The organism is Cupriavidus sp. MEYA8, assembly GCF_059278825.1.
The window spans coordinates 1,533,509-1,558,728 of the sequence record NZ_CM181221.1; the positions used below are offsets into that span (position 1 = coordinate 1,533,509).

Sequence of the window (25,220 nt, forward strand, 5' to 3'; positions counted from 1 at the left end):
GCCGTCATGGGCAGGCCAGCGCTGCAGCAAAGTACAACAGCAGCGCCACCAGGATCACCACGGTAAAGCCGGCATGGATGGCAACCAGCGTGGCCAGCACCGCCGCCACTACGGATGCGCAGGCGTTGATGCCCCAGGCCCACGGCACCAGCGCTTCGTCGCCGGCCGCGACCCGGCTCAGGCCGAGCGGAAAGGGCATGCCCATCAGGAACGCCAGCGGCGCGATCAGCAGTACCGCGACGGCAATCCGGGCCGGATCGGGCAACGCGATCAGCAGCCTGAATACGGCGGGCAGCGCCACGAGGTAGAGCAGCGATACCACCCAGATGCCGGTGATCGCCAGCATCGCCTGGCGCCCATCGCGTGCAGGGAGGCGTTGCGAGTAGCGGCTGCCGAGGCCGGCGAAGCAGAGGAAGGCACACAGCACCACCGCGACCGCATACAGTGGATGGCTCAGGAACAGGATGAATTTCTGGATGAAGGCGATCTCGACGAACATGAAGCCGACGCCGACTGCAAGGAAATAGAAGCCGACGCGCCATGCGTGCGGACGCTGGCTGCCGTTTGTGGTGACGGGGGGGCGCCGTCGGAGTACTCGCAGCGGGACCACGATCAGCAGCAACGCCGCGGCGGTGGCCTGCAGCAGCGTGGCGACCAGCACCGGATAACCCCATTCCAGCAGCGGCAGGCCGCCCTGCGACTTCAGCGCCAGCAATTCAGGCAGCGTGCGCCATTTGAAGAAATGGAAGAAATAGGGTTTGTCGTCGGTTGCGGGCCGCACGTCGAACTTGTATTCCGACAGGAAGCGCGCACGTTCGGGACCGAGCAGGGCTTGCGCAGTTTCGAAGAAGTAAGGCTTGTCGAGCACGTTGTAGCGATTCGCCTGGCTTGCCTGGATGCCGGGAAAGTATTCGACGTCGAATGAACGGGCGCGGCAGAAGGCCTGCAGCGCGGCAAGCTCCGCCGCGTCGAATGCGCCGTTCTTCACCAGCAGCGTTGCCGTCTTCCAGCCGCGGATCAGCACCAAGCGCAGCGCAGGCGCGGGCACGTCCATTCCTTCCATCGCCGCCACGGCGGTGGCGAACAGCTTGGGAATATCGCGCGGCGGCAGCGTGACCCAGCGCGTGATCGCCAGCATGCCGCCGGGGCGAAGATGGCGCAGGTAGCCCTGGAAGGCTTCCACGGTATAGAGATAGCTCTCGGACAGCGCATACAGACCCGCCGAGGACGTGCTGAACGAGTCGAGCAAGGCGACCTGGATCAGGTCGTAGCGGTCCTTGCTCGCCGCCAGGAAGCCGCGCGCCTCGCCGGTAAAGACGCGCACGCCCGGTGCGCTGTAGGGTTTGCCGGAGAACGCGGCAAAGCGGCCCTGGACCAGTTCGATCACCTGCGGATTCAGCTCCACCGCATCGACGGCGCTGGCGTGATGCCAGATCGCCTGCAGGACGTCCGCTCCGGCGCCACTGCCCAGCACCAGCACCTTAGGGTTTTGCAGCAGGTGGAACGGCAGGGCAGAGGTGAGGTCGCCAAGGTAGGCCAGCGGCTCGCGCCGGCCGTCATAGCGGTTGAGCGCGCTGAGCCCGTCGCCGTCCGTCAGCACGGCCAGTTGCGGCGGCGGCTCGGTGCTGGCATTCAGGCTCAACCCGGGCGCGTGACGCAGCGGGATCGACGGGCTTTCCACTACCGTGACCAGCCCGAGCGGACTGGAGCGCTGGGCCACCAAGCGTGCATCGCCGATGCGCAGCAGCTGGCTCAGTTCCTTGTACTCGGATGGCCGCAGCGCGATCCATGCTCCAGGCACGGCAGCCGGCACCATCGCCGCCATCAGCAGGAACGCCGGCAACCATCGGCGATGCCAGCGGCATTCCACGCACGCCAGCGCGGCCGCCGCCATGCCTGCGGCGCTGACCAGCCGCAGCGCCCCCACCGGGCTCAAGGCGAACAGCGCCACGATGATCCCAAGGCAACCCAGCCCCGCACCCAGGATGTCGAAGCTGTACACGCGGTGGATTTGCGTGTCGAAGCGCGAAAACACCAGGCAGACGCTGGTCGCCGCGCAGAAAAACGGCACGAACAGCAGCAGGTAGAGCAGCAGCAGGCGCAGCGGCTGCGATGGCTCCCACAGGATTTCGAGCGGATTGAACGCGACCAGTTGGGCAATCGCGAAACAGGCCATCGCGGTGGCGCCGAAGAGCAGGGCGCCCGCCACGAACGCCGGCATGAAATGGCGCAGCAGCACCGGCCGTGCGAAGGCGACCAGCGCGCCGGCCGCGCCATAGCCAAGCAAGGCGACGCTGATCATCATGTAGGCGAAGTGGTGCCACAGGATGATGGAAAGCAGCCGCATCAGCAGGAGTTCATAGCCCAGCGCGGCGGCGGACAACAGGGCCAGGGCAAGCAGCGGCGGTCGTGGCATGGTGCCGGCGGCGCACTATGGCTTTCTGACCAGCGGCACGAACCTGACCGGCAGGATCTGCCGGGTGGACACGGCGCCGTCGGCGGCCTTCTCGACCAGCAGCAGGTATTGCGTCATGAACTGCGCGCCCACCGGGATCACCATGCGGCCACCTGGCTTGAGCTGGCGGATCAACGGAGGCGGCACATGGCTGGCCGCAGCGGTGACGACGATGGCGTCATACGGCGCGTGCTCCTCCCAGCCGTAGTAGCCATCGCCGACTTTGCATGCCACTTGCTGGTAGGCCAGCCGCTTAAGCCGGTCACAGGCCTGCCGTCCCAGCGGCTCGATGATCTCGATGGTGTAGACCGCCTTGACCAGTCCGGCCAGCACAGCCGCCTGGTAGCCCGAGCCGGTGCCGATCTCCAGCACGGTATCGCCGGGCTTTGCCATCAGCAGGTCCGTCATCAGCCCGACGATATAGGGCTGCGAGATGGTCTGGCCATGGCCGATGGGCAATGGACGGTTGTGATAGGCGTACGGCTTCTGCGCATCCGGGACGAACTCGTGCCGCGGCACCTGGCCCATCACCGCCATGACGCGCCGGTCCAGCGTGTGCCTGCCGCTGGTTGCGCCGGTTTCGGCCGCGATGGCGGCGATCTCCTTCACCATGTCGGCGCGCTCGGCCGCGCTTGCGTCCTGCGCGCCGGCGCTGCGCCATGGCAGCGCCACGGCCAGGGCGGCGGCGAGCAGAAAAAGGGCGGGTGACGGTTTCACGGCAAGCAGCGGTAGGTTGCCTTATGGACATCGTAGTCACGAAAAGGCGCGCGTCTAAGGGCTCCGGCCCGGCGGATGATGCACATGAACAAGAAAGTGGAAACCAGGGCACTTTCAGTGTTTTTTGAAAAAGGCTTGCCACTTTCTTTCTGAGGCACTAATATTCGCCCCCTCCTGCAGCGCAAGCAGCAATGCAAGCATGGCAGGGGAATTGGTTGTTTGAGATTTACTTCGGCTGGCAGCGCCGGTCGGAAAAAGAAAGTTCTCGAAAGTAGTTGCTAAATCGTAGAAAATTCTTTAAGATCTCGTTTCTTCGCTGCTGACAAAACAGCGACGCGACAAGCAAAGCGAATCGCGCAAGTTCTTTAACAAACAAACACCGATAAGTGTGGGCGCTTGATAACGGATGCGAAAGACTTCGGTCTTTTAGCTTACAAGTTATACAGTGCTCGCACAGCAAAACGTGACTGGGTCTTCGGATCTGGTCAGTCAGTTTTCTGAGAGTGAGCGACCGCTCGAAAGAGCGAGGGTCTTCGGACCCACACAGAGATTGAACTGAAGAGTTTGATCCTGGCTCAGATTGAACGCTGGCGGCATGCCTTACACATGCAAGTCGAACGGCAGCACGGGCTTCGGCCTGGTGGCGAGTGGCGAACGGGTGAGTAATACATCGGAACGTGCCCTGTAGTGGGGGATAACTAGTCGAAAGATTAGCTAATACCGCATACGACCTGAGGGTGAAAGCGGGGGACCGGTAACGGCCTCGCGCTACAGGAGCGGCCGATGTCTGATTAGCTAGTTGGTGGGGTAAGAGCCTACCAAGGCGACGATCAGTAGCTGGTCTGAGAGGACGATCAGCCACACTGGGACTGAGACACGGCCCAGACTCCTACGGGAGGCAGCAGTGGGGAATTTTGGACAATGGGGGCAACCCTGATCCAGCAATGCCGCGTGTGTGAAGAAGGCCTTCGGGTTGTAAAGCACTTTTGTCCGGAAAGAAATCGCGCTGGTTAATACCTGGCGTGGATGACGGTACCGGAAGAATAAGCACCGGCTAACTACGTGCCAGCAGCCGCGGTAATACGTAGGGTGCGAGCGTTAATCGGAATTACTGGGCGTAAAGCGTGCGCAGGCGGTTTGATAAGACAGGCGTGAAATCCCCGAGCTCAACTTGGGAATGGCGCTTGTGACTGTCAGGCTAGAGTATGTCAGAGGGGGGTAGAATTCCACGTGTAGCAGTGAAATGCGTAGAGATGTGGAGGAATACCGATGGCGAAGGCAGCCCCCTGGGACGTCACTGACGCTCATGCACGAAAGCGTGGGGAGCAAACAGGATTAGATACCCTGGTAGTCCACGCCCTAAACGATGTCAACTAGTTGTTGGGGATTCATTTCTTCAGTAACGTAGCTAACGCGTGAAGTTGACCGCCTGGGGAGTACGGTCGCAAGATTAAAACTCAAAGGAATTGACGGGGACCCGCACAAGCGGTGGATGATGTGGATTAATTCGATGCAACGCGAAAAACCTTACCTACCCTTGACATGCCACTAACGAAGCAGAGATGCCTTAGGTGCCCGAAAGGGAAAGTGGACACAGGTGCTGCATGGCTGTCGTCAGCTCGTGTCGTGAGATGTTGGGTTAAGTCCCGCAACGAGCGCAACCCTTGTCTCTAGTTGCTACGCAAGAGCACTCTAGAGAGACTGCCGGTGACAAGCCGGAGGAAGGTGGGGATGACGTCAAGTCCTCATGGCCCTTATGGGTAGGGCTTCACACGTCATACAATGGTGCGTACAGAGGGTTGCCAACCCGCGAGGGGGAGCTAATCCCAGAAAACGCATCGTAGTCCGGATCGTAGTCTGCAACTCGACTACGTGAAGCTGGAATCGCTAGTAATCGCGGATCAGCATGCCGCGGTGAATACGTTCCCGGGTCTTGTACACACCGCCCGTCACACCATGGGAGTGGGTTTTGCCAGAAGTAGTTAGCCTAACCGCAAGGAGGGCGATTACCACGGCAGGGTTCATGACTGGGGTGAAGTCGTAACAAGGTAGCCGTATCGGAAGGTGCGGCTGGATCACCTCCTTTCAGAGCGTGCATCCTACGTTGAGCGTCCACACTTATCGGTAGTTTGTTGGTTGAAGGCCAGGTGGCCAAATGAAAGCACTCGTTGCTGAGTGTTTTCATTTGGCATTGCCAAGCGACGAAAGTCGGCTGTTCTTTAACAATATGGGATGTAGTAAAGGTGTCGCGCGAGCGTTGATGAGACGCTGCAGTACAACACGCGATACCGGGTTGTGATTGTATCAACCAAAATGTATTTAAAGTGATCGAAAGATGACTTGGAATACGGCACAAATGCGAGAACTCAACCTGTAGTGAGCGGTGTCATGAGCGCAAGCTTGAGACACACTTGTTATAGGGTCAAGCGAACAAGTGCATGTGGTGGATGCCTTGGCGATCACAGGCGATGAAGGACGCGGTAGCCTGCGAAAAGCTTCGGGGAGCTGGCAAACGAGCTTTGATCCGGAGATGTCCGAATGGGGAAACCCGGCCCGTATGGGTCATCCCACACTGAATCCATAGGTGTGGGAAGCGAACGCGGCGAACTGAAACATCTAAGTAGCTGCAGGAACAGAAATCAACCGAGATTCCCAAAGTAGTGGCGAACGAAATGGGAAGAGCCTTGTACTCTTTAGCAGTGTTGTTAGCAGAACGGGATGGAAAGCCCGGCCCTAGCAGGTGATAGCCCTGTATGCGAAAACAGCGTTGTGGAACTAGGTGTACGACAAGTAGGGCGGGACACGTGAAATCCTGTCTGAAGATGGGGGGACCATCCTCCAAGGCTAAATACTCGTGATCGACCGATAGTGAACCAGTACCGTGAGGGAAAGGCGAAAAGAACCCCGGGAGGGGAGTGAAATAGATCCTGAAACCGCATGCATACAAACAGTCGGAGCCTGGAAACGGGTGACGGCGTACCTTTTGTATAATGGGTCAGCGACTTACATTCAGTGGCAAGCTTAACCGATTAGGGCAGGCGTAGCGAAAGCGAGTCCGAACAGGGCGTTGAGTCGCTGGGTGTAGACCCGAAACCAGATGATCTATCCATGGCCAGGTTGAAGGTGCGGTAACACGTACTGGAGGACCGAACCCACTAACGTTGAAAAGTTAGGGGATGAGCTGTGGATAGGGGTGAAAGGCTAAACAAATCTGGAAATAGCTGGTTCTCTCCGAAAACTATTTAGGTAGTGCCTCGTGTCTCACCTTCGGGGGTAGAGCACTGTCATGGTTGGGGGGTCTATTGCTGATTACCCCGCCATAGCAAACTCCGAATACCGAAGAGTGCAATCACGGGAGACAGACATCGGGTGCTAACGTCCGGTGTCAAGAGGGAAACAACCCAGACCGCCAGCTAAGGTCCCCAAATATAGCTAAGTGGGAAACGAAGTGGGAAGGCTAAAACAGTCAGGAGGTTGGCTTAGAAGCAGCCACCCTTTAAAGAAAGCGTAATAGCTCACTGATCGAGTCGTCCTGCGCGGAAGATGTAACGGGGCTAAGCTATATACCGAAGCTGCGGACGCGTGCGTTCCTTTAAGTGCACCAAGCTTGTCGATGCGCAGCATCGACAAAGCCACCCACAATGATCGTGGTGGCCAATGCTAGTGGATTTAAAGGAGCGCACGCGTGGTAGGAGAGCGTTCTGTAAGCCTGTGAAGGTGTCTTGTAAAGGATGCTGGAGGTATCAGAAGTGCGAATGCTGACATGAGTAGCGATAAAGGGGGTGAAAGGCCCCCTCGCCGTAAGCCCAAGGTTTCCTACGCAACGTTCATCGGCGTAGGGTGAGTCGGCCCCTAAGGCGAGGCAGAGATGCGTAGCTGATGGGAAGCAGGTTAATATTCCTGCACCGTCGTATGATGCGATGGGGGGACGGATCGCGGAAGGTTGTCCGGGTGTTGGAAGTCCCGGTCCCTGCATTGGAGAAGGCGCTCAGGCAAATCCGGGCGCGGGATTCAAGGATGTGGGGCGAGCGGCCTAGTGCTGCGAAGCAATTGGAAGTGGTTCCAAGAAAAGCCTCTAAGCTTCAGTCATACGAGACCGTACCGCAAACCGACACAGGTGGGCGAGATGAGTATTCTAAGGCGCTTGAGAGAACTCGGGAGAAGGAACTCGGCAAATTGGTACGTAACTTCGGGATAAGGTACGCCCTGGTAGCTTGACTGGCCTGCGCCAGAAGGGTGAAGGGGTTGCAATAAAATGGTGGCTGCGACTGTTTAATAAAAACACAGCACTCTGCAAACACGAAAGTGGACGTATAGGGTGTGACGCCTGCCCGGTGCCGGAAGATTAAATGATGGGGTGCAAGCTCTTGATTGAAGTCCCGGTAAACGGCGGCCGTAACTATAACGGTCCTAAGGTAGCGAAATTCCTTGTCGGGTAAGTTCCGACCTGCACGAATGGCGTAACGATGGCCACACTGTCTCCTCCCGAGACTCAGCGAAGTTGAAGTGTTTGTGATGATGCAATCTCCCCGCGGCTAGACGGAAAGACCCCATGAACCTTTACTGTAGCTTTGCATTGGACTTTGAACCGATCTGTGTAGGATAGGTGGGAGGCTTTGAAGCGTGGACGCCAGTTCACGTGGAGCCGTCCTTGAAATACCACCCTGGTTTGTTTGAGGTTCTAACCTTGGCCCGTGAATCCGGGTCGGGACAGTGCATGGTAGGCAGTTTGACTGGGGCGGTCTCCTCCCAAAGTGTAACGGAGGAGTTCGAAGGTACGCTTGGTACGGTCGGACATCGTACCTAAAGTGCAATGGCAAAAGCGTGCTTAACTGCGAGACCGACAAGTCGAGCAGGTGCGAAAGCAGGACATAGTGATCCGGTGGTTCTGAATGGAAGGGCCATCGCTCAACGGATAAAAGGTACTCTGGGGATAACAGGCTGATACCGCCCAAGAGTTCATATCGACGGCGGTGTTTGGCACCTCGATGTCGGCTCATCTCATCCTGGGGCTGTAGCCGGTCCCAAGGGTATGGCTGTTCGCCATTTAAAGAGGTACGTGAGCTGGGTTTAAAACGTCGTGAGACAGTTTGGTCCCTATCTGCCGTGGGCGTTGGAATCTTGACGGGGGCTGCTCCTAGTACGAGAGGACCGGAGTGGACGTACCGCTGGTGTACCTGTTGTCTCGCCAGAGGCATCGCAGGGTAGCTATGTACGGAAGAGATAACCGCTGAAAGCATCTAAGCGGGAAACTCGCCTGAAGATGAGGATTCCCTGGAGGCTTGACCTCCTTGAAGGGTCGTTCGAGACCAGGACGTTGATAGGCTGGGTGTGGAAGCGCAGTAATGCGTTAAGCTAACCAGTACTAATTGCCCGTAAGGCTTGATCCTATAACCAGTGTGTTTCACCTGGTGTGTGTGATCGTGTCTGTGCCAGATACGCACAACCCCAACTACATCCCGATTCGTGACGCTGGCTTGAACCCCAGCGCCACAACCCCTCATGCCTGGTGACCATAGCGAGTTGGAACCACCCCTTCCCATCCCGAACAGGTCCGTGAAACGACTCCGCGCCGATGATAGTGCGGATTACCCGTGTGAAAGTAGGTCATCGCCAGGCTCTTATTGTGCAAAACCCCTCGACAGCGTGTGCTGCGAGGGGTTTTTGCTTTGGCGGCTTCGAGTTTATTGCTATCGCGGGCAATGTCACTAACAGCAACCACATTGGCACAACCCATGCCATAAACTTGGCATTCCCCGCCGCGCCAACCAAAACCATGCTAGCAACCCTGCGCAAAACCACCGACGCACTGTTCGATACAAACCGTCGCTTTCGGCAAGCCAGGCTGTTCCACGCCACGCGCGTCGCGCTGGCACTGCTGGCGTCAATTGCCCTGACCACCGGCATCGACATCCCCCACGGTGAGTGGGCCACCATCACCGTACTGGTTGTCATCGGCGGGCTCCAGCACCACGGTAATATCCGCCGTCGCGCCGCGGAACGCGGGATCGGCACCTTGATCGGGGCACTTATCGGCCTGGCGCTGATCGTGCAGCAATCGTTCTTTGGCTGGCCGTTGCTGACCTATGCGCTGCTGGCGCTGATCTGCGGTTATTGCGCCTACCATGCCATCGGCCAGGGCGGCTATATCGCGCTGCTGGCGGCGATTACCGTGGTGATTACCGCCGGCCATGGCGAACAGAATATCGCCGACGCGTTCTGGCGCACCGCCGATGTGTTTATCGGTACCGCGATCGCACTCGTGTTTTCCTTCGCGTTGCCCGCCTATGCCTCATATTCATGGCGCATCAGGCTGGCCGGGCTGTTGCGCGCCAGCATGGCGGCTCATACGCGGATGCAGCATGGCTTTGCCGATGCCGCCGAGCTGCGCACCGCAATGATCGAACTGGGCGCGAAGCTGATTCCGCTGCGCGGGCTGATCCCCTCGGTGGCCAAGGAGACCGGCGTGCCTGCCGCCGAGTTCGAGGAAATCCAGCATGGCGCGCGCGTCTGTATCAGCGCGCTGGAACTGATGGCCACCATCGAGCATGAGGGCGGCTTGCGCGAGGGCGACGATCCCGGCATCGATGCTACCTTGCTGTCCCTGGCAGACGCACTGGAGACCGGCAAGGCGCCATTGCCGATGCCATCGCCGCGAGCCGCCGTGGTGGAAGCGGAGCCAGGGCCGCTGCCGATCATGGCGCGGCAGCTGGCCGGCGAGCTGGCCAGCCTGCGTGCCAGGCTTGACCGGCTCAGCAGGCAATATGGATTTCCGTACGCCGCACGCGTGTAGTCTTCATCAGCGCGGCTTGCTGGCCTGCTGGTCGACCTGCGCGCGCAGCCGCTCTTCCTGCTCGCGCAGTTCGGGGGTGAACTCCGCCCCGAAATCATCGGCTTCGAACACCTGGCGGATCTCGATCTCGGACTCGCCCTCCATGGGATTGGGGCAGCGCTTGACCCATGCGATGGCCTCGTCCATGGACTTGACCTGCCACAGCCAGAATCCCGCGATGAGTTCATTGGTCTGCGCAAACGGGCCGTCGGTCACGGTCCGCTCCTTGCCGGAGAAGCGCACACGCTTGCCCCTGGCGCTCGGATGCAGGCCCTCGCCGGCGAGCATGATGCCAGCCTTGACCAACTCTTCGTTGAAGTTGCCCATTGCTGCCAGCAATTCTGTGCCCGGCATCTTGCCGGCTTCGGAATCGCTCGTTGCCTTGACGATCACCATGACGCGCATTGTCTTCCTCCTTGAAGGGCTGGGCGCCGCCACACCGGCAGCAGGAGCAAGTCAGCATAGGTGAAATTCACACCACCTTCAAATGACGCCAGGGACCCATGGGAAGGCCCCCACATCACCGCGCGATCAGCTTGAGGCCCGCGGGCAGCGCTTCGCCGAATACCCGTCCCTCATCCGCGGCATTGAGCTCGACGACTTCGCGGACCATGGCGATCCAGCTTTGCGGCGCGTTGGCGGCTTCGAGCCGGCGCACCACATTGGCCCGGGTCTCGTCAGGCAGGTCGCGGGTGCGATCGCCGGTCATGCGCGCGATCTGCACCGCGGCGAACGCGGCGGGCTCGACCTTCTTCCAGTCGAGCGCGAGGATGTTGTCGATCCATTGCGTGGCGATCTCTGCCGGCACCACGCTGTGCGCGCTGCCATAGAACGGCATGCGCGCGCCGATGCGGCCCACCGCCCACCAGGCCAGGTTGTTTTCCGATGGCTTGCGCAGCCGCGTCAGCAGCCAGCCGGCCAGCTCGATCTTGGTGTCGGCCGACAGGCGTTCCAGCGATCCGGCGAGGCGGACCATGTCGGGATAACCGCCGCGCGTGGGACCGGCAGGCTTCTTGTAGTGTCCGCTGCCCGGCGGCTGCAGGTAGAACGCCATGTCCTCGAACAAGCGCAGCTGCGCGCTTTCATCGAGGCCACCGGCCGCGCGCCGCCACAGCGTCCACCATTCCGACCAGTTCTGGGTCTCGTTGACGTACTGGATGCCCTGGTCGTACTGCGACCAGAGCTGCTCGACGCGCCATTCGTCCAGCGGATAGCCGAAGCCCGGCCGCACGCAATAGCCGGCCAGGTTCAGCCACAGGCGCTCATGGTCGGCGGTGCGGCGGCGGCGTTTGGCGCGCTCCCAGAACGCGCCGAACAGCTCGCGCAGCAGGGCGCTGTCCCATTGCTCGCGCGCGCCCAGCACCTGCTCCAGCTGCGCGCGCAGCCGCTTGACCTCCTTGGGGCCGACGTCCTGCGAACGGGCGCCGAAGGTGCGGTCGATTGCCTCGATGGCTTGCGGCAGCGCCGGATGCGCCGTTGCGGCCGCGGGCGCTTCCGCCGGGGCATCGTTGCCGCGCAGCTGGAATTCCAGCCGCCAGCGTTGCGAGTCGTTGGCGATGTCGATGCAGTGGACTTCGAGCGTGCCCACCTCGGTCAGCGATGTGCGGATCTGCACCGGCGTCTCGCGCGGACCGCGGGCGCCGCGTGCAGGAACGACGGTGGCGATCGGCGGCAGGCGCACGAAGTCGCCCGCGGACAGGTCGACCAGCTCGCCTGGCTGGTAGACGGTGTCGGCGACCGACGAAACCAGGTGGAATTGCACCGGGTGCCCGACCCGCAGCGCAAAGGTACGGTCGCTGAGGTGCACCTCATGGCCTTCCTCGGTGCCCTTGGGCAGCAGGCAGATGCCTTGCTGGCCGGTCGCGCTGTCGTCGAGCACAAGGAAGTAGCTGCGCGGCGAGCCGCCGCCGATGCGCGGTGCCTGGCCGCTGCGGGCCCTTGCATAGGCGACCGCGCCGCGTGCCACCGCGATGTCGGGATCGGCGTTGTGCAGCACGTGCAGCGGCGTACCGCGCCACGCGCCCAGCGTCTCGGCGATGCGGCCCGCCAGCGCTTCGGCGCGGAACACGCCGCCGTTCAGCAGCAGCGTGTCGGGAACGGGCAGGGCATCGGCCTGCGCGGGCGGCGCTTCCAGCGCCATGCGCGACTGCGCGGCGTGCTGCGACAGGAAGCCGGCGACGTGCCGCGTCACGGCCGGGTCGGACGCATAAGGCAGGCCGAACTCGACGATGGCGCCCCGCGCGCGACCGGGCCTCTCAGAGGAGGCAACCTTGGGAAAGAAACCGTCGACAACGAGTTGCTCGACTTCCTGCCGCGTCACTTCAACCGACCGTGCGCCGCCGACCAGCTTCGAGCCGGCACCGAGCAGCGTGACCGTGGCGGCGTCCGGAGCCTGCGCGCTGAGCAACTGTTCCTTGGCCGCGCGGCTGCGGGCCACCAGCTGCGACAGGCTGGAGGCCGACAGCCTCTGGTCCGCGCCGAGGCGTGCTTCGACCAGGTGCGCCAGCGCCAGGTCCATGTTGTCGCCGCCGAGCATCAGGTGGTTGCCCACGCCAATACGCGTCAACTGCGGCTGCCCGTCCTGCATTTCCACGCGAATCAGCGTAAGGTCGGTGGTGCCGCCACCGACGTCGCAGATCAGCACCAGGCGTGTCTGCGCGAGGTCGGTATCCAGCGTCTGGCGATGATGGAAGAGCCAGTCGTACAACGCGGCCTGCGGCTCTTCAAGCAGCCGCAGTGCGGGCAGCCCGGCCAGGCGCGCGGCCTCGAGCGTCAGCGCGCGCGCGCCTTCGTCGAACGAGGCGGGCACGGTAAGCACCACGTCCTGCTGCTCGAGCGGCGCGTCGGGAAAACGGTGGTTCCAGGCCGCGGCGACGTAGCCCAGGTAGCTCGCGCTGGCGACCACCGGCGAGATCTTGTCGGCATCGTCGGGGCCGCCCCACGGCAGGATGGGCGCGGTGCGGTCGACCGACGCATGCGACAGCCAGCTCTTGGCGCTGGCGACGAGCCGGCCGGGTACCTGTGCCCCCAGCGTTGTCGCCAGCCGCCCGAACACGGTCCGGCGCGCGGCGGCGCTGGCGGCGGTCTGCCAGGGCAGTTGCAGGTCATCGCCGCTGAGCTCGCCCGGCGCCGCGTGGTAGCGCACCGACGGCAGCAGCGGGCGCGCCGCGACTTCGCCGGGGCTGACCAGCTGGTCGATATCGAAGACGCGGATATCGTCCGACCCGGCCTTCGCGTAGGCGACAACCGTGTTGCTGGTGCCCAGGTCGATGCCGACGACGTACTGCTGCGCCGGCGCGGGCACTGCCTCAGGCATCGGCGCTGCCGCGCACGTCGAACTCGACCTTCCAGCGCTCGCCGTTGCCGCGTGGCACGGCTTCCAGCTCCAGCGTGCCGGCCTCGGTCACGCGCGCATGCAGCCTGACCGGCACCACTTCACCGGCGGTGCGGCCTTCGGCGGGCAGGGTCGCCTGGATTTCCTCCAGTTCCTGCAGTTCTTCCGGACCCCAGAAGTCGAGCAGGGTGCCGACCTGGTCCTGCCGGCGCACCGATGAGCCGAAGAAGCGGAAATGCACCGGCTCGCCCACCACCAGGCCGAATTCCTGCGGCGGCAGCGCGGCATCGGTGCCTTCTTCCATGCCGAACGGTGCCACGCACAGCGCCTGGATCGGCGGCTCGAAGCCGGGCACGGCCGGCATCGACGATTCCACCGCGACATAGTAGGAACGCGCGGTGCCGCCACGGATGCGCACGCCCTTGCCGCGCCGCACGTAGCCGTAGTAGGCCGCGCCGCGTGCCACGGCCAGGTCCAGTTCGGCGCCGCCCAGCAGCCGTGCGGGTGCCGCGCCTTCGCCGGCAAGCCAGCCGTTGAGGGTCTGCAGGATGCGCTCGACCAGCAGCTCCGACTTGAACACGCCGCCGTTGAACAGCACCGCGGTCGGATGCAAAAAGGTCGCGCCTTCGGGCTGCGCGCCCTGGAAGCCTTCCAGTTCGGCCAGCGCCGCCACCTGGCGGCCCAGGAACGCGGCCAGGTGGCGCGTGATGGCCGCGTCCTGCGCGTAAGGCAGGCCAAGCTGCGTCAGGCCGGCGCGCGCGCGGCTGACCGGGCGGGCCGAGGCGTCGACCTGCGGGAAGAAGCCTTCCAGGATGGTCTGCGTCAGCTCCGCGCGGGTCAGGTCGGTGCGGATCGAGCCGCCGATCAGCTTCGAGCCGCGGCTCGGCACGACCAGCGGCACGGTATCGGTGGTGGGGTCGGTCAGCAGCGTTTCCTTGGCCGCGCGGCAGGCGTAGGTCAGCGCGCGCAGCTGCCACGGGTCGGCCTGCGTGCCTTGCGCGGCCAGCTTGCGCGCCACCACGTGGGCCAGCGCCAGGTCCATGTTATCGCCGCCGAGCAGGATATGGTCGCCCACGGCAACGCGGTGCAGCTCAAGGTTGCCGTCGCGCTCGACCACCGCGATCAGCGACAGGTCGGTGGTGCCGCCGCCGACGTCGACCACCAGGATGATGTCGCCGACCTTGACCTGCTTGCGCCACTGGCCGCCGCTTTTCTGGATCCAGCTGTACAGCGCGGCCTGCGGTTCTTCCAGCAGGGTCATGCGCGCATAGCCGGCCGCGGCTGCCGCTTCTGCGGTCAGTTCGCGCGCGGCGGGGTCGAACGATGCGGGGATCGTGACGGTGATGTCCTGCTCGCCGAACGGCGCGTCGGGATGGGCCTGGTCCCAGGCCTCGCGCAGGTGGTTCAGGTAGCGCACCGACGCCTCCAGCGGCGACACGCGCGACACTTCCGGCGGCGCGTCCGCCGGCAGGATCTGCGCGCGGCGGTCTACGCCGGGGTGGCACAGCCAGCTTTTCGCGCTCGACACCAGCCGGATCGGCGTGGCCGCGCCGCGGGTGCGCGCCATTTCGCCCACGGCGAAGTCGCGCTCGGCGGTCCACGGCAGCGCCAGGTCGCCGGGCGACAACTCGCTCGCGTGCGGCAGGTACAGGAAGGAGGGCAGCAGGTCCAGGTCTTCGACGGCGCCCGGCGCGGTCAGCTGCGTGATGGCCTGGACTTCCTGGCTGGTCTTCTCGCCATCGCTGGCGGCCAGGTCGACGTAGGACAGCGCGCTGTGGGTGGTGCCCAGGTCGATGCCGATGGCGTAGCGGGCTTCGCTCATAGCTCGACCTCGGCCGGGGCGATCACGGTGGCGTCATGGCGCTCGGCCACGCGCGGCAGGCGCACTTCGTCGACCTTCCAGCCGCGGTGGCTGATGCTGCCGTGGAACGGCGCGCTGCCGACCACGTTGCCGGTCAGGCGGATGGCGGTGGCGTCAAAGCCGTCGGCCACCGTCACGCGGCTGCCTTCGGCTTCCTCGCGCACCGGGCGGATGGTGAAGTGCTCGCGCAGCACCGCGCGGCAGCCGTCGTGCACCAGGCGGGCGGCGGCGCCGATTTCGGTGTCGGAATAGCGGGCGATGTCTTCCTCGACGAAGTCGACGAAGCGGGCGTCGCGCTGCAGCAGGCCCAGCAGCTGCAGTGCCGCCACCGGGCTGGCTTCCTTCAGCGTGGGGGCCTCGGGTGCCGCTGCCGGGACCGGTGCGGCGACGGGGGCCGGCGCTGCCGGCGCGGCGCTCTCGCCGTTGCGCAGCCGCTTGATGCCGGCCGCGAGCTGGCCGTCGCCGAGGATGGCGAAGAAGGTGCCCACGGCAAGCGAAACCCTGCCGAAGAAAGATAGGTTCGAGTCAGTCATGAAAAAGCTCCCGTGGCCCGTCGGGGCCACCCAGACCGGGATTTTGCCCTAACAAGTGTGTCAGCCGGCCAGTTTGCGGCGAAACGGCCACGGTTGCTTCCCATGCGCCGCCCGGAGCACGCCGGCCGGCCGGAGATCAGGCGTCCCGCAGGTAGGTCATCAGCCGGTCGGCGCGGCTCGGGTGCTTGAGCTTCTTCATGGCCTTGCTTTCGATCTGGCGGATCCGTTCGCGCGTGACGTCGAACTGCTTGCCGACTTCTTCGAGCGTATGGTCGCTGGCCATGTCGATGCCGAAGCGCATGCGCAGCACCTTGGCTTCGCGCGGGGTCAGCTCGTCCAGCATCTCGCGCACGACCGCGCGCAGGCCCGCCTGCAGCGCGGCATCGGCCGGCGTGGCGTTGTCCGAGTCGGCGATCATGTCGCCCAGGCTGGTGTCGCCGTCCTCGCCCACCGGCGTTTCCATCGACACCGGCTCCTTGGCGATCTTCATGATCGAGCGGATCTTCTCTTCCGGCATGTCCATGCGCTCGGCCAGCACGGCCGGATCCGGCTCCTTGCCGGTCTGCTGCATGATCTCGCGCGACAGGCGATTGAGCTTGTTGATCTGCTCGATCATGTGCACCGGCACGCGGATGGTCCGGGCCTGGTCGGCGATGGCGCGCGTGACGGCCTGGCGCACCCACCAGGTCGCGTAGGTGGAGAATTTCCAGCCGCGGCGGTACTCGAACTTGTCCACCGCCTTCATCAGGCCGATATTGCCCTCCTGGATCAGGTCCAGGAACAGCAGGCCGCGGTTGGTGTACTTCTTGGCGATCGAGATCACCAGGCGCAGGTTGGCCTGCGTCATCTCGTGCTTGGCCTGGCGCATCTGGCGCTCGGCGGCCAGCATCTTGCGGTTGACCGACTTCAGCTCGGCCAGCGACAGCGTGGCGCGGGCCTGGATGTCGATCAGCTTCTGCTGGTGCGATTCCAGGTCGGGCAGGGCGCGCGCCACCGCGGCGCTGTACGGGCGGTTTTCCGCCGCCAGTTCCTGGCCCCAGGCGAGGTTGGTTTCGTTGCCCGGGAAACGGGCCACGACGTCCTCGCGCGGCATGCCGCAGCGCTCGACCAGCAACTGCAGCACCTGGCGCTCGACGGCGCGCACGGCATCGACCATCGACTGCACGTCGGCGCACAGGCGCTCGATGGTCTTGGCGGTGAAGCGGATCGTGCGCAGTTCTTCGCGCACCGTGTCCCGTGCGGCCAGGAAGGCCTGCGACTGGGTGCCGTCCGTCGCCTCTTCGCTGCGCATGACTTCGAATTGCGCGGCCACGCGCGCGAACCGCTTCAGGCATTCCTCGCGCAGCTGCGCCGAGTCGGTATCGGCACCGCCCTGCTGGGACGAGCCTTCGTCGGCATCGTCTTCATCGCCGTCTTCGTCGTCGGCGCTGACGCTGGTGTCTTCGACCTCATCGTCGGCGGCGGGGGCCGCGGCGGCTTCCGCGCTGCTCTCGTCGCTCAGGCCGTCGACCAGGTCGTCGATCGCCATCTCGTTGGCGGACACGCGCTCGGACAGCTCCAGGATCGTGGCGATCGTCGACGGGCACGCCGAGACCGCGTGGATCATGTTGTTCAGGCCGTCCTCGATGCGCTTGGCCAGCTCCACTTCCTGCTTGCGCGTCAGCAGCGTGGCCGAGCTCATCTCGCGCATGTACATGCGCACCGGGTCGGTGGTGCGGCCGAATTCGGAGTCGACGGTGGACAGCGCCACCTCGGCCTCTTCCTCGGCCTGGTCGTCGGAGGCGACCACCGGGCCGTCGCTCAGCAACAGCGTTTCGGCGTCCGGGGTCTGCTCGTAGATCTTCACGCCCATTTCGGCGAACGTGTTGACGATGCTTTCCATCGCCGCCGTATCGGCGAAATTCTCCGGCAGGTGGTCGCTGATGTCGGCGTGGGTCAGGTACCCGCGCTGCTTGCCCAGCTGGATCAGGGCGCGCAATTGCTGGCTACGCGCGGCAGCCTCGGCCGAGGGATCGAGCTGTGCCGCAGACCCGCCGGGGGTCTGGCCTAGGCCCTTGATCGCTCCTGCATCTCGTGATTTGGCTGCCGTACGTTGTGCGCCGCTTGTCATTGACTGCTTTTTCCTTCGTGAATGGCAATTCGACGGCAGCGCGCACGCTTCGCGTGCTTCGGGTCCTGCTGTCGAGGCTAATGAGGGGGTTCGCTATGGCGAGGGGCCGCAACTAGGGGCGCGCCATGGCCTTCGAATCGGGGTCCGGTATTGTACAGCCATTGGTGCGTCGCAGCACCTTGCAGTCGCAAGGAAGGGACTGTTGACTTGCCGGAACGGCGTATTCGGTGTATGCGCCGGCCCGTTTTTCGGGTGCCCAGAAAGCCATGAGAGGGCAACATGCGACACATTGATGTCGGCTCCGGAGGCAGATTGCGTTTATAGCTTAGACGACCCGGCTAAAATCAGGCACGCGGCACGGTTGGTTGCCGCGTCGAAAAAGGCCCCCGAATGCGCATGAACTCCAGAACGATCACGATGGTGCTGCTGCTGGCCGCATGCAGTGTCCCGGCCTACGCGAGCCTGGCGTCGGACGCGCGCGCGTTCAAGCACAGCGTCAAGGCGGCGGGCAAGCAAGGCGGCCACGCGGTGCGCGATGCGGCGCATGCCGTCGGCCGCGGCGCCAAGGAAGCCGGCCATGCCGTCGGCGCTGCGACGAAGCAGGGCTGGCATGCGACGAAAAATGCAGTCAAGGGCAACGACTAGCCAGTGCAGCCCACTCGCCAACGCCCGGACATCAATGCCGGGCCTGCCCAGGCCTGGCTGAGCTTCAGTGCGCCTGTGGCCGCCGCCCGGGCCGCGGGCCGCCCCGTGGTCGCGCTCGAATCGACCATCATCGCGCACGGCATGCCGTACCCCGAGAACGTGCGCACCGCCCGCGAGGTGGAGGCGCTGATCCGTCGCCTCGGCGCCGAGCCGGCGACGATCGCGGTGATCGGCGGGCGCATCCGCATCGGCCTGTCCGACGACGAACTGGAACTGCTGGGCCGCTCCGGGCAGGCCCACAAGGTCAGCCGGCGCGACCTGCCGGCGGTGCTGGCCAGCGGCGAGCTGGGCGCCACCACCGTGGCGGGGACGATGATCTGTGCCGCGCTGGCGGGCATCGAGGTGTTCGTCACCGGCGGCATCGGCGGCGTGCACCGCGGCGCGCAGGAAACCTTCGACATTTCGGCCGACCTGCAGGAACTGGCCAGGACCTCGGTGGCGGTGGTCTGCGCCGGCGCGAAATCGGTGCTGGATATCGGCCTGACGCTGGAATACCTGGAGACGCATGGCGTGCCGGTGCTCAGCTGCGGGCAGGACAACGTGGCGGCGTTCTACAAGCGCGACAGCGGCTTCCGCGCGGACTACCGGCTCGACGAGCCGGCGCAGCAGGCGCGCTTTATCCGCGCCAAGTGGGATCTTGGCCTGGCAGGCGGCGTGGTGCTGAGCACGCCGGTGCCCGAAGCGGCGGCCATGCCCTCCGCGGAGATCGATGCCCTGACCACGCAGGCGCTGGCCGAAGCCGCCGCGCAAGGCATCACCGGCAAGGCCGTGACGCCGTTCCTGCTGGCCCGCATCAAGGCGCTGACCGGCGGCCGCAGCCTGGCGACCAATATCGCGCTCGTGAAGCACAACGCCGAGGTGGGGGCGCGGCTGGCGCTAGCGCTGGCGGTCACCGGATCGTTGGCCAGCTCAGGCAACCCGCCGGTCACGCCATGACCGCCAATGCCCCCGCACCGCTGAATTCCGACGACCTGGCCTGCTTTGTCTGTGTGGCCGCACGGGCAGCATTTCGCGCGCGGCGCTGCGATGCGTCGAATACCGTGTCGATGCGGCTGGTGGAGAACGGCTGCGCTGCGCCAGGCTGGTGGAGCCGGTGGTGACGCGGCAGGTGGCGCTGGCTACCGCGCGCAACCGGCCGCCGGTGCCGGAGCTGTGGGACATCATGCAGACCGTGCGCCAGTCGGTGCGCAATACCGTGATGTCGGGCGCGTGGCCGGGCGCCCGGCTGGTTTGATCACCGCATCGCGCCCGCTACCTCAGTCGGCGAATCGGTCCCGCAGTGCCTGAGTGGCCTGGCGCAGCAGCACGTGGTCCAGGCCCACCGCGACGAAGCTGGCGCCCATGTCAAGGTAGCGGCGCGCGTCGGCCTCGGCCGGTGTCAGCGTGCCGACGGCCTTGCCGGCCTGCCGCGCGGCCCGGAAGATGCGCTCGACTTCGGCCTGCACCTCTGGGTGGTTGGGATTGCCGAGGTGGTCACCGGGCTGGCCAGCGAGCACCAGCAGCCGATCTGGCGCTGCTGGCCGAGCACGGCGGCACGGAAGGTGTTGGGCAGCGGCGAATACGGAGTGCGGGGTTGGTTAGCCGGGGGCATGCGGTCTGCTTCCTTTTGGTCGGGGGTGTGAAGTCGTGCTCAGCGCGCCAGCCGCGACAGCGGCCCGGGCGAAGCGCCGCGGACCAACTGCACGCGCGCGGCGGCGTCGTCAAGCTGGGCCAGCGTGCCGCTGTCCACCGGGATGGCTTCGGCACGCTCGCGCCGGCGATGCCGTTCGGGCTCGCCGGGCAGGGCGATGCCGGCCTGGCCGGCCTGCCGCCGCGACGAGCGGACCCAGTCGGCAAAGGCCTGGACCTCGCCGCCGAAGCTGGTGCTGGTGCCGAGCCGCTGCGGGTCGAACACGATCGCCAGCATGTTGTTCCATACCGCGTGGCGGTGCGTCAGGGTCTCGGGCCGGATGGTGTGGCCGCCGGTCACCGCGGCGCCCAGCAGTTCGCACATCACCGCCAGCACATAGCCCTTGTGCTCGCCGAACGCCTGCAGCGCGCCCTGCGCGGCGCCGTCTGCGGGGAACATCACGTCTGGCCGCGTGGTCGGCGCGCCGTCCGCATCGATCAGGCAGCCGGCGGGCACCTCGATCCCCTTGTTGTGGGCCACGCGCACCTTGCCGAGCGCGATCGCGCTGGTGGCAAAGTCGAGCACCAGCGGCTCCGCGCCCGCCACCGGCAAGCCGATCGTGAAGGGATTGGTGCCGAAGCGCGCTTCGCTGCCGCCGTGCGGGGCGACGATGGGCTTGGACAGCACGTTGACAAAGTGGATCGAGATCATGCCGGCCGCGCATGCCTGCTCGGCCCAGTGCCCGACGCGCCCCAGGTGGTGCGACTGGCGCAGTCCCATCACGCAGACGCCATGCTCCCTGGCCCGGCCGATCGCCAGCGCCATGGCTTCCTCGGTCACCGCCTGGCCCATGCCGCGGTTGCCGTCCAGGCTCAGCATGCTGCCGTCGTCGTGCAGCACGCTGACGTTGCGGTTGAGCTGCAGCTCGTCGGCCTGCCACGACAGCACGTACTTGGGGATCATGCCGATGCCGTGCGAGTCGTGCCCGCTCAGGTTGGCGCCGACCAGGTGGTCCGCGGTCAGGCGCGCCTCGCGCGCATCGGAGCCGGCAGCGAGCCAGAGATCGATGACCCATTGGTGCAGGGCAGGCGTGGAAATATGGTGTTCGCTCATGTCTGTCTCGAATTGTTCTTGGATGGCGCGCCTTCGGGGAGGTGAGGCGCGGGCGGCGAGCGCACATTCTGGCAGCAATCTACCTGCCGGCGGTTGCCCGGGCCTTGCAATCGCCCTGCGCCTGCACGGCGCCGACCGCATCTTCTGCGTGCCGGGCGAGAGCTTCCTCGACGTGCCTGGACGCGCTGCACGACCAGCCCGCCATCGATCTGGTGGTTTGCAAGCATGAGGGCGCCGCCGCCAACATGGCCGAGGCGGACGGCAAGCTGACCGGCCGCCCGGGCACCTGCTTCGTGACGCGCGGGCCGGGTGCCACCCATGCCGGCATCGGCGTGCATATCGCGGCGCAGGATTCGACGCCGATGATCCTGTTCGTCGGCCAGATCGCGCGTGGGCACATGGGGCGCGAGGCGTTCCAGGAAGTGGACTACACCGCCATGTTCGGCGGCATGGCCAAGTGGGTGGCGCAGATCGACGATCCCGAGCGCATCCCGGAACTGGTCGCGCGGGCGTTCCAGTGCGCGACCTCGGGCCGGCCCGGACCGGTGGTGCTGGCATTGCCCGAAGACATGCTCGACGGCCTGTGCGAATGCGCCGATGCCGCGCCGTACCGGCGTTGCTCACGCCGCCGCGGCCGCGCCAGCGGCTGGTGCATGTGCATGCCGACAGCGCCGAGCTGGGGCGCGTCTACCAGGCGGAACTGGCGATCCAGGCAGGTATCGGGCAGGGGGCGCGCATGCTGGCTGCGCTGGACGTGCCTTCGTCCCTGCGCTGGGCGGACTGGACCCGCGCCGCGTCGATGCCTCGACGGCAGGGCATGTTGGCTGTCAGCAGGCGTGGTACTTTGCGCCAGCCGCTGCGCAGGCAGCAGCGGCCGATATCAATCAAGCCGAAGTATTCCGGACGTTCTCGGGCGTTTCCGGCTGTCCGGCCGGCAGCACCGGTTTGTCGATACGTGCAACAGGCGGCACGGCGTCTGTGGACGGCATGGCGCGGGAGCAATCAATACGCTGGATGATGTCGCCGTTCTTGTCATGCACATAGAGCATCGCCTGTCGCTCCACGGCGAGCGAGGTGGCGAGGGCGATGGCGCTGGTCATGTCGAGGCCGACCTGGAGGCGTCCTTCCCCCTCGGCCGCGATTGCCCAGTGCCCATCGAAAACAACATGCACATTGCAGTTCTGAACCGGCATTGGCTGCTTCCTCCGTGGCGGGGCCAGAGGGACCCCACAAACATTGTAGACACTAGCATGGGACTGCCCCGAACGGGTGCGCCCGGAACGCGCGAGATACGTACAGCCAGGTACTGATTCCAGCGTCTCTATGCCCGGCTAGTTGCTCGCAAGTCCCGTACCCGGCCGCGCTCGACCAGCCATCGCGCGGTGGGCCTTGCCTAGCACTGCTCCGGGAACGAGAGCAGCAGGCGAATTTGAAAAAATTGCATGAACTGTCCGGGCACGTGTAGCGATTGCGCCGCGACCGCCCGCAGTGTCCAGCGCCGGAATGTTCGTGCCGCCTGTGCCGCAAGAAGCATACGCAAGCCACCGGCGGCACCACTTCATCGCCACCCCCAGCATGCACTTTGCCGTTCCGCCGTTGCCGTCCTACAAATGGAGAATGGGCCGGAAAGGCATCGGGCCGCACTTGTCGAGGAGACATATCATGTGCCGCTGGCTGGCGTACTCGGGCAGGTCCGTTCCGCTGGAAGCGGTGCTGTTCCAGCCGGAACACTCGTTGATCGACCAGAGCCTGAATTCAAGGCTCGGCCATACCACTACCAATGGCGACGGCTTCGGCGTGGGCTGGTACGGCAGGCATTCCGAGGTGCCGTTCCGCTACCGCTGCCTGCATCCGGCATGGAGCGACACCAACCTGCGCGAGACCGCGCGCGCGGTGCGGGCGCCGCTGTTCGTGGCCCATGTGCGCGCGGCCACGGGCACGCCTACGCAGGAGACCAACTGCCATCCGTTCCGCTTCGGCCGCTGGCTGTTCGTGCATAACGGGCTGATTCGCGAATATCCGCTGCTGCGGCGCGACCTGATGATGGCCGTGGCGCCGCACCTGTTCCGCTGGATCGAGGGATCGACCGACTCGGAGGTGATGTTCTTCCTCGCGCTGACCTTCGGGCTGGAGCGCGACCCCCGTGGCGCGCTGGAGCAGATGGCGGGGCTGATCGAGGAGGTCGGCCATCGCTACGACGTGCAGTTTCCGCTCAACATGACGGTGTGCGTCACGGATGGCCAGCAGGTCGTGGCGGTGCGCTATTCGAGCGAGACGGCGTCGCGCTCGCTGTTCCACAGCACCTCGTTCCGGCAGCTGCGCGAGCTGTATCCGCAGGACCCGCGCATCATCGCCGCCGGCGACGATGCGTTCCTGGTGTTGTCGGAGCCGCTGATCGATGTGCAGGGGGTTTGGGAGGAGATCCCGGAAGCCACCATCCTGGTAGCCCGCAATGGCGAGATCGAGCACAAGCGCTTCGTGCCGCGGCTGCCCGAGGTGTCGGCGTAGCCCTCGAAAACGCGCTCGAAAACGCGCTCGAAAACGCGCCTCGCAAGGAGGCGCTGGCGCGCTGGTCAGGCGGGCTTGTCGGCTTGCGACGGTTCCGTCGCCGGCGCTGGCTGTTCCTGCTGAGCTTGTGCAGCCTGGGCTGTTTGCTGGGCCTGCTGAGCTTCCTGTGCCGGCTGCTTCGATTGCGGCCGGGCGGCACGGCTGCGCTGCAGCTGGCGCGCGCGCCGTGCATCGGCCTCGGTGACCTGTCCGGCGGGCTCGCCGGCAAGGTCCATGCGCGCGGCGCCTTCCACCATGCCGTTCCAGTAGCGTGCGCCGCGGCACCACGTGCGGATCGCATCGCGCAGCTCGGCCTCGGTCAGCTTCAGTTCCGGCGCGTGCTGCACCAGGTCCTGGAAGATGCCGACCTTGAGCGGCACTTTCGGGGCCGGGCTCTTCGGGAAGACGGCGGGGAAGCGCTTTTGCAGCCTGGAGATGGCGAGGACCACCGGATCGACCGGCTTTTCAGGCGTGGCCGGAGCGGCATCGCGCGGGCGCGACGGCTTGTTGCCCTTGGCGCCCCGGGTGCCAGCAGTACGCCTGGCGTCCTTGGTGCCACTCGTACCATTCGCACTCTTGGTGCCGTTGCTGCCGTTGTTGCCCTTGGTTCGCTTGGCAGACTCGGCCGCCTTTTCGGCCTTTGCCTGTTGCACGAGTTTTGCCTTCAGCGCGGCCAGTTGTTCGAAGCCCATTGTGTCAACACATATAAACGTGGCGGCATTGTATCAGGGTGCCGTCTTGCAAGCCGGCTCAGCGCTCGCGCGACAGGTTTTCCAGCCACAGGCTCATCAGTCCGGCCCGGCCCCTGACGCCGAATTTGCGGAAGATCGTGGTCACGTAGGAATGGGTGGTGGAGACGGCGAGGCCGAGGCGGTGGGCGATCTGCTTTTCGGAAGCGTCGGTCAGCAGCAGCTGCAGCACCTTCCGCTCATGGGGTGCGAGCGGCACCGGGGAAAGCTCCAGCCCCAGCTCGACCATGCTTTTCTTTCTCAATGCCGTGACATCGCGCGCGACGCCGACGCGCATCCGTTCCGATTGCAGCCATCCGGCCGACCACATGATATGGACCTCGTTGCCATCCTTGTGCCGGTAGCGGTTCTCGAAGCCGATCCGCTTCTTGCCGGCCATGACTTCCTTGGATTCGATGATGGTGCGGTCGCGGTCGTTTTGCACCACCAGGTCGATGATGGACTGGCCGGTGATTTCCTTTGGCGTGTAGCCGAGGATGCCCTCGCAGGCCGCGCTGACGTACTGGATGCGGCCGCTGGTATCGACCAGGAACATGGCATCGAGCATGTGATCCGCGAATTCGGAGCCTTCCTTTCCGATCTCGTTCCCCATGGCAGTCCGGAAAAAATATGGCAGCTGCTGCGCTGCGCCGACCCGCGTGCCGCCGGGTTCCCA

The 25,220-nt window shown here is 64.8% G+C and carries 18 protein-coding genes, 3 rRNA genes and 1 pseudogene; 10 read left to right on the top strand and 12 right to left on the bottom strand.

What is annotated here, in order from left to right; translation table 11 throughout:
• Positions 1-4: 4 nt before the first annotated feature.
• Positions 5-2,416 carry a spermine/spermidine synthase domain-containing protein gene (locus AC5WJ1_RS07100; protein WP_195431305.1) on the bottom strand — a complete coding sequence of 804 codons (2,412 nt, stop codon included), beginning with the start codon at positions 2,414-2,416 and terminating at the stop codon, positions 5-7.
• 15 nt (positions 2,417-2,431) lie between these two features.
• Positions 2,432-3,172 carry a protein-L-isoaspartate(D-aspartate) O-methyltransferase gene (locus AC5WJ1_RS07105; RefSeq protein ID WP_240745954.1) on the bottom strand — a complete coding sequence of 247 codons (741 nt, stop codon included), beginning with the start codon at positions 3,170-3,172 and terminating at the stop codon, positions 2,432-2,434.
• A 552-nt stretch (positions 3,173-3,724) separates the two neighbouring features.
• Here AC5WJ1_RS07105 and AC5WJ1_RS07110 point away from each other — a divergent pair.
• From AC5WJ1_RS07110 to AC5WJ1_RS07125, 4 genes are all read left to right on the top strand, one after another.
• A 16S ribosomal RNA gene (locus AC5WJ1_RS07110) occupies positions 3,725-5,258 on the top strand.
• 334 nt (positions 5,259-5,592) lie between these two features.
• Positions 5,593-8,562, top strand: a 23S ribosomal RNA gene (locus AC5WJ1_RS07115).
• A 115-nt stretch (positions 8,563-8,677) separates the two neighbouring features.
• Positions 8,678-8,791, top strand: a 5S ribosomal RNA gene (gene rrf, locus AC5WJ1_RS07120).
• The 16S, 23S and 5S rRNA genes sit together here, the layout of an rRNA operon.
• Positions 8,792-8,948: 157 nt before the next feature.
• The gene (locus AC5WJ1_RS07125; RefSeq protein ID WP_135705118.1) at positions 8,949-9,965 is read left to right on the top strand and encodes an FUSC family protein; all 1,017 of its coding nucleotides are present in this window, start codon (positions 8,949-8,951) and stop codon (positions 9,963-9,965) included.
• A 6-nt stretch (positions 9,966-9,971) separates the two neighbouring features.
• Here AC5WJ1_RS07125 and AC5WJ1_RS07130 read toward each other — a convergent pair whose 3' ends face one another.
• The 5 genes from AC5WJ1_RS07130 to rpoD all read right to left on the bottom strand — a co-directional run bounded on the left by AC5WJ1_RS07130 (position 9,972) and on the right by rpoD (position 17,842).
• Positions 9,972-10,409, bottom strand: coding sequence for a YciI family protein (locus AC5WJ1_RS07130; protein ID WP_133097383.1), 438 nt, complete (start codon positions 10,407-10,409; stop codon positions 9,972-9,974).
• Between the two features lie 115 nt (positions 10,410-10,524).
• Positions 10,525-13,320: an Hsp70 family protein gene (locus AC5WJ1_RS07135; RefSeq protein WP_135705119.1), complete on the bottom strand. Its 2,796-nt coding sequence runs from the start codon at positions 13,318-13,320 to the stop codon at positions 10,525-10,527.
• Positions 13,313-15,160, bottom strand: coding sequence for an Hsp70 family protein (locus tag AC5WJ1_RS07140; RefSeq protein WP_133097381.1), 1,848 nt, complete (start codon positions 15,158-15,160; stop codon positions 13,313-13,315). Before AC5WJ1_RS07140 ends, AC5WJ1_RS07135 begins: the two co-directional genes overlap by 8 nt.
• On the bottom strand, positions 15,157-15,732 hold the full coding sequence (locus AC5WJ1_RS07145) for a DUF2760 domain-containing protein (RefSeq protein ID WP_133097380.1): 576 nt from the start codon (positions 15,730-15,732) through the stop codon (positions 15,157-15,159). The genes AC5WJ1_RS07140 and AC5WJ1_RS07145 overlap by 4 nt, the downstream gene beginning before the upstream one ends.
• A gap of 136 nt (positions 15,733-15,868) precedes the next feature.
• A complete protein-coding gene (gene rpoD / locus AC5WJ1_RS07150) occupies positions 15,869-17,842 on the bottom strand; it encodes an RNA polymerase sigma factor RpoD (RefSeq protein ID WP_133097379.1) in 1,974 nt (657 codons plus the stop codon).
• Between the two features lie 396 nt (positions 17,843-18,238).
• Here rpoD and AC5WJ1_RS07155 point away from each other — a divergent pair, with 396 nt between their 5' ends.
• The 4 genes from AC5WJ1_RS07155 to AC5WJ1_RS07170 are packed head-to-tail and all read left to right on the top strand — an operon-like array spanning position 18,239 to position 19,781.
• A complete protein-coding gene (locus AC5WJ1_RS07155) occupies positions 18,239-18,487 on the top strand; it encodes a hypothetical protein (RefSeq protein ID WP_133097378.1) in 249 nt (82 codons plus the stop codon).
• 3 nt (positions 18,488-18,490) lie between these two features.
• Entirely contained in the window at positions 18,491-19,483 is a 993-nt protein-coding gene (locus AC5WJ1_RS07160; protein WP_434032871.1) for a pseudouridine-5'-phosphate glycosidase, read from the top strand.
• Entirely contained in the window at positions 19,480-19,647 is a 168-nt protein-coding gene (locus AC5WJ1_RS07165) for a hypothetical protein (RefSeq protein ID WP_240745955.1), read from the top strand. Before AC5WJ1_RS07160 ends, AC5WJ1_RS07165 begins: the two co-directional genes overlap by 4 nt.
• A complete protein-coding gene (locus AC5WJ1_RS07170) occupies positions 19,644-19,781 on the top strand; it encodes a hypothetical protein (protein ID WP_243737036.1) in 138 nt (45 codons plus the stop codon). Before AC5WJ1_RS07165 ends, AC5WJ1_RS07170 begins: the two co-directional genes overlap by 4 nt.
• A 22-nt stretch (positions 19,782-19,803) precedes the next feature.
• Here AC5WJ1_RS07170 and AC5WJ1_RS07175 read toward each other — a convergent pair whose 3' ends face one another.
• Together AC5WJ1_RS07175 and AC5WJ1_RS07180 are read right to left on the bottom strand one after the other, a co-directional pair.
• Positions 19,804-20,043: an aldolase/citrate lyase family protein gene (locus tag AC5WJ1_RS07175; RefSeq protein ID WP_240745957.1), complete on the bottom strand. Its 240-nt coding sequence runs from the start codon at positions 20,041-20,043 to the stop codon at positions 19,804-19,806.
• 134 nt (positions 20,044-20,177) lie between these two features.
• Entirely contained in the window at positions 20,178-21,269 is a 1,092-nt protein-coding gene (locus AC5WJ1_RS07180; RefSeq protein WP_195432231.1) for a malate/lactate/ureidoglycolate dehydrogenase, read from the bottom strand.
• A 22-nt stretch (positions 21,270-21,291) separates the two neighbouring features.
• On the opposite strand from AC5WJ1_RS07180, the pseudogene AC5WJ1_RS07185 reads away from it, so the two are divergent.
• Positions 21,292-21,883 (top strand): annotated as a pseudogene (locus tag AC5WJ1_RS07185) (thiamine pyrophosphate-binding protein); the annotation flags it as partial.
• A gap of 270 nt (positions 21,884-22,153) precedes the next feature.
• Here AC5WJ1_RS07185 and AC5WJ1_RS07190 read toward each other — a convergent pair.
• Complete coding sequence (locus AC5WJ1_RS07190; RefSeq protein ID WP_135705123.1) at positions 22,154-22,462, bottom strand: DUF2188 domain-containing protein; 309 nt, start codon at positions 22,460-22,462, stop codon at positions 22,154-22,156.
• A 469-nt stretch (positions 22,463-22,931) separates the two neighbouring features.
• Here AC5WJ1_RS07190 and AC5WJ1_RS07195 point away from each other — a divergent pair, with 469 nt between their 5' ends.
• Positions 22,932-23,777, top strand: coding sequence for a class II glutamine amidotransferase (locus tag AC5WJ1_RS07195; RefSeq protein ID WP_133097374.1), 846 nt, complete (start codon positions 22,932-22,934; stop codon positions 23,775-23,777).
• 65 nt (positions 23,778-23,842) lie between these two features.
• Here the strand turns inward: AC5WJ1_RS07195 and AC5WJ1_RS07200 are convergent, their stop codons facing one another.
• Together AC5WJ1_RS07200 and AC5WJ1_RS07205 are read right to left on the bottom strand one after the other, a co-directional pair.
• Positions 23,843-24,508 carry a ProQ/FinO family protein gene (locus AC5WJ1_RS07200; RefSeq protein ID WP_195432229.1) on the bottom strand — a complete coding sequence of 222 codons (666 nt, stop codon included), beginning with the start codon at positions 24,506-24,508 and terminating at the stop codon, positions 23,843-23,845.
• 58 nt (positions 24,509-24,566) lie between these two features.
• The gene (locus AC5WJ1_RS07205; RefSeq protein ID WP_135705125.1) at positions 24,567-25,157 is read right to left on the bottom strand and encodes a helix-turn-helix transcriptional regulator; all 591 of its coding nucleotides are present in this window, start codon (positions 25,155-25,157) and stop codon (positions 24,567-24,569) included.
• Positions 25,158-25,220: the final 63 nt, after the last annotated feature.

Bases quoted from the DNA above. Each gene is read 5' to 3' on its own strand.
- AC5WJ1_RS07100 (WP_195431305.1), bottom strand. From the start codon at position 2,416: ATGCCACGACCGCCGCTGCTTGCCCTGGCCCTGTTGTCCGCCGCCGCG.
- AC5WJ1_RS07130 (WP_133097383.1), bottom strand. From the start codon at position 10,409: ATGCGCGTCATGGTGATCGTCAAGGCAACGAGCGATTCCGAAGCCGGC.
- AC5WJ1_RS07145 (WP_133097380.1), bottom strand. From the start codon at position 15,732: ATGACTGACTCGAACCTATCTTTCTTCGGCAGGGTTTCGCTTGCCGTG.
- AC5WJ1_RS07140 (WP_133097381.1), bottom strand. From the start codon at position 15,160: ATGAGCGAAGCCCGCTACGCCATCGGCATCGACCTGGGCACCACCCAC.
- AC5WJ1_RS07125 (WP_135705118.1), top strand. From the start codon at position 8,949: ATGCTAGCAACCCTGCGCAAAACCACCGACGCACTGTTCGATACAAAC.
- rpoD (WP_133097379.1), bottom strand. From the start codon at position 17,842: ATGACAAGCGGCGCACAACGTACGGCAGCCAAATCACGAGATGCAGGA.
- AC5WJ1_RS07180 (WP_195432231.1), bottom strand. From the start codon at position 21,269: ATGAGCGAACACCATATTTCCACGCCTGCCCTGCACCAATGGGTCATC.
- AC5WJ1_RS07165 (WP_240745955.1), top strand. From the start codon at position 19,480: ATGACCGCCAATGCCCCCGCACCGCTGAATTCCGACGACCTGGCCTGC.
- AC5WJ1_RS07200 (WP_195432229.1), bottom strand. From the start codon at position 24,508: ATGGGCTTCGAACAACTGGCCGCGCTGAAGGCAAAACTCGTGCAACAG.
- AC5WJ1_RS07205 (WP_135705125.1), bottom strand. From the start codon at position 25,157: ATGGGGAACGAGATCGGAAAGGAAGGCTCCGAATTCGCGGATCACATG.
- AC5WJ1_RS07195 (WP_133097374.1), top strand. From the start codon at position 22,932: ATGTGCCGCTGGCTGGCGTACTCGGGCAGGTCCGTTCCGCTGGAAGCG.
- AC5WJ1_RS07190 (WP_135705123.1), bottom strand. From the start codon at position 22,462: ATGCCGGTTCAGAACTGCAATGTGCATGTTGTTTTCGATGGGCACTGG.
- AC5WJ1_RS07135 (WP_135705119.1), bottom strand. From the start codon at position 13,320: ATGCCTGAGGCAGTGCCCGCGCCGGCGCAGCAGTACGTCGTCGGCATC.
- AC5WJ1_RS07155 (WP_133097378.1), top strand. From the start codon at position 18,239: ATGAACTCCAGAACGATCACGATGGTGCTGCTGCTGGCCGCATGCAGT.